Here is a 3,139-nt window from a genome sequence, read left to right as displayed (position 1 = left end):
GTCAAGGGCGGCAAGGCGGGTCGCCCGTTCGAGGTCACCATCGACCTCGGTGGGCCGGAGGAGCGAGATGTCGACGCCCTCGCCGACAACGAGCCCGTCAAGGCGGGCCAGGTCATCCGCATCCGCACCACCGGCGGCGGTGGTTGGGGCGACCCGCTCGAGCGCCCCTACGACGAGGTCGAGCGCGACCTGCGTTGGGGCAAGGTGTCCTTCGAGGGCGCCCGCCGCGACTACGGCGTCGTGGCCGGCGGGACCAAGGACGCGCCAGTGGTCGACGCGGCGGCCTCCGACGCGCTGCGCGACCAGCTGCGTGCCGACCGCCCCGCAGAGCCGTTCTTCGACCGCGGCCCCGGCTACGCCCGGCTCGCCGAGGGCAGGACGGCCGCCGATGTCGACTGGCTCTGAGCGCCCCACCGGCCCCAGAGTGGAAGCGTGAGCCACGACCCCGCGGCACCCGTGCTGGTGATGGGCGCGTCCGGAAAGACCGGGCGCGCCGTCACCGCGGCACTGGTGGCGCGGGGTCTTCGTGTGCGTGCCGGTGTGCGCTCCGACGCCGGCGCCAGGGCGGCGTATGCCGCGGGGGCCCGCGAGATGGCGCACGTCGACCTCGTGTCGGGCGTCGGGCTGGCCGAGGCGGCGGCTGGGTGCCGGGCCATCTACCACCTCGCGCCCAACGTCCACCCCGACGAGGTCGGCATGGCGACCCGGGCCGTGGCCGCGGCCCGCGCCGGGGGCGTCCGTCGCATCGTCTTCCACTCGGTGCTGCACCCCGACGACCACACCATGCCCCACCACCTGCGCAAGGCCGCCGCCGAGGAGGTCGTGCGGAGGTCGGGACTCGCCTGGACGATGCTCCGGCCGGCGGCCTACCACCAGAACCTCGCCGAGGCGGCCCGCGGGGGCCGGCTGGCCGTCCCCTACCGTCTCGACGCGCCCTTCACGAACGTCGACCTCCGCGACGTCGCCGAGGTGGCCGCCCTGGTCCTGGGCAGCGACGGAGCCGGCGACCACGAGGGCCAGACCTACGACCTCTGCGGCGCCGAGACCCTGACGGTCTCGCGCATGGCCCACATCGCCAGCTCGGTGCTCGGCCGCGAGGTGGCCGCCGCGCGTGTCGACCCGGCCGCCTGGGCCCGTGCACAGGAGGGTCGCCTGGCGCCGGGCGCCATCGACGACCTGCTCGCGATGTTCGCCGCCTACGACCGCCGGGGGTTCGTCGGCAGCGCCGCCGCGCTGCGCATCCTGCTGCGCCGCGCCCCCGCAACGTGGGCCGACGTGCTGCGCCGTGAGGCGCTGCCCTCGCCGGTGCCGGACGAGCAGTCCGGCTGAGCCGCACGGTCGTGGCAGGGCGGGCGACCGCTGCGAGCCGGCCCCGCCGTCCCCGCCCCGGCCAGGGCCGCGTGAATATCCTCCGGGGCCTGCCCGCCCGTGCCCTCGCGGGGCGGCGACCGGGCTTCGAAGACCCCGCGTAACACGCTCGTCACGTGCGCAGACGGCATACGGGAAAACGCATTTCGCCCTGACGAGATGACACAGACAAGACCTGTGCCGCATGTCACAAATTGACGAGGAGGGCCCCTGTCGCGGATGGCACGCTCTGCGCAACAGCAGCGGGGCCACGGCCCCTGCCGGCAAGGGCGCCGGCGCCCCTTCCCCCCGGAGGCACTCATGGCTCGTTCGTCCCTCATCCGCCTGGCCGCTCCGACAGTGGCCCTCGCGCTCGCGCTCTCCGCCTGTGGCGGCAGCTCCTCCGGCAGCGGGGGCGGGGGCGGCGAGAAGGACCTCAAGGTCGCGGCACTGTTCTCCGGCTCCGCCACCGACGCCGACTACAACTCGCTCGGGCTGCTGGCCCTCGAGGCCGCGGAGAAGGAGCACGGTGCGGAGACTGCCCACTCCGAGAGCGTTCCCGTCCCCGACGCCGAGCGCGTCATGAAGGAGTACCTGGCCGATGGCTACAACGTCATCTGGAGCCACGGCAGCCAGTACTTCGAGGCGACCGCCAAGCTCGCCAAGCAGAACCCGGACGTGACCTTCATCGGCGAGTTCGACGACAAGCCGAAGGAGTCGGTGCCCAACCTCTGGGTCCTCGACCGCAACTTCCACGTCGCCTTCTACCCCATCGGCGTCCTGGCGGGCGCCACCACCAAGTCCGGCAAGATCGGCTACGTCGGTGGGCTGAGCCTGCCGTTCTCCTACTCGGAGGTCCACGCCCTGAACCAGGCGCTGAAGGACACGGGCTCCTCGGCCACGGTGAACCCGGTCTGGACCGGTGACTTCAACGACCCCGCGAAGGCGCAGCAGATCACCACGCAGCTGATCGGGCAGGGCAACGACGTCATCGTCGGCTCCCTCAACCTCGGCATGGTGGGCGCGTTCCAGGCGACCAAGGGCAAGGCCGCTGACGTGGTGGTCACCGCCAAGTACACCGACAAGTCCCAGTTCGACCCCGAGCACTACGCGACCTCCACGATCTACGACTTCACCAAGCCGCTGGGCGAGATGCTGACCAAGATCGAGTCCGGCACGACCTCGGGCTACTTCCCGCTGGGCTTCGACTCCGGTGTGTCGATCCAGCCGCCGAAGAACGCCTCCCCCGAGGTCGTCGCCAAGGTCGAGAAGGCCGTGGCCGACATCAAGTCCGGCGCGGTCACGGTCGAGAAGAACCTCACCCCGATCAAGTGATGGGCCGACCCGACATGACCTCGGTGGACGAGACGCGCCACGGCGTGGCCCAGCGATCCTCCGCTCCCCTCCTGACGATGGAGGGGATCCGGAAGACCTTCGGTCCCGTCGTGGCCCTGGACGGCGTCGACCTCACCGTCGGCCGCAGCGAGGTGCACGGCCTCCTCGGCGGCAACGGCGCCGGCAAGACCACCCTGATGAACGTCCTCTACGGGCTCTACCGCCCCGACGCCGGGGCGGTGGTGCTCGACGGCCAGCCCGTCGACATCCGCGACCCGAGAGATGCCATCTCGCACGGCATCGGCATGGTCCACCAGAACTTCCTCCAGGTGGAGACCTACACGGTCACGGAGAACATCGTCCTCGGCACCTCGATGCCGTCATGGCCGTCGGTCGACCTCAAGGCGCCGGCGAACCGCATCGCCGAGCTGTCCGAGCGCTTCGGACTGACCGTCGA

4 protein-coding genes are annotated in these 3,139 nt (G+C 71.7%); all 4 read left to right on the top strand.

Going from position 1 to position 3,139, the window contains the following annotated elements; genetic code table 11:
* The coding region (locus VIB11_RS12900) for a hydantoinase B/oxoprolinase family protein (protein ID WP_332031639.1) at positions 1-405 on the top strand (405 nt) is incomplete at its 5' end.
* Between the two features lie 27 nt (positions 406-432).
* The gene (locus VIB11_RS12895; protein ID WP_332031638.1) at positions 433-1,329 is read left to right on the top strand and encodes an NAD(P)H-binding protein; all 897 of its coding nucleotides are present in this window, start codon (positions 433-435) and stop codon (positions 1,327-1,329) included.
* Between the two features lie 339 nt (positions 1,330-1,668).
* Entirely contained in the window at positions 1,669-2,682 is a 1,014-nt protein-coding gene (locus tag VIB11_RS12890; protein ID WP_332031637.1) for a BMP family protein, read from the top strand.
* Positions 2,682-3,139 (top strand): ATP-binding cassette domain-containing protein (locus tag VIB11_RS12885; protein ID WP_332031636.1); only part of this gene is annotated, 458 nt, incomplete at its 3' end. The genes VIB11_RS12890 and VIB11_RS12885, both read left to right, overlap by 1 nt.

The sequence above is a fragment of the Pedococcus sp. genome (assembly GCF_036554925.1).
Lineage (GTDB): Bacteria > Actinomycetota > Actinomycetes > Actinomycetales > Dermatophilaceae > Pedococcus_A.
This window is presented reverse-complemented; position numbering and strand designations above follow the sequence as displayed.

What these genes read in the sequence shown, in the direction of transcription:
- VIB11_RS12890 (WP_332031637.1), top strand. Translation starts at nt 1,669, where the DNA reads ATGGCTCGTTCGTCCCTCATCCGCCTGGCCGCTCCGACAGTGGCCCTC.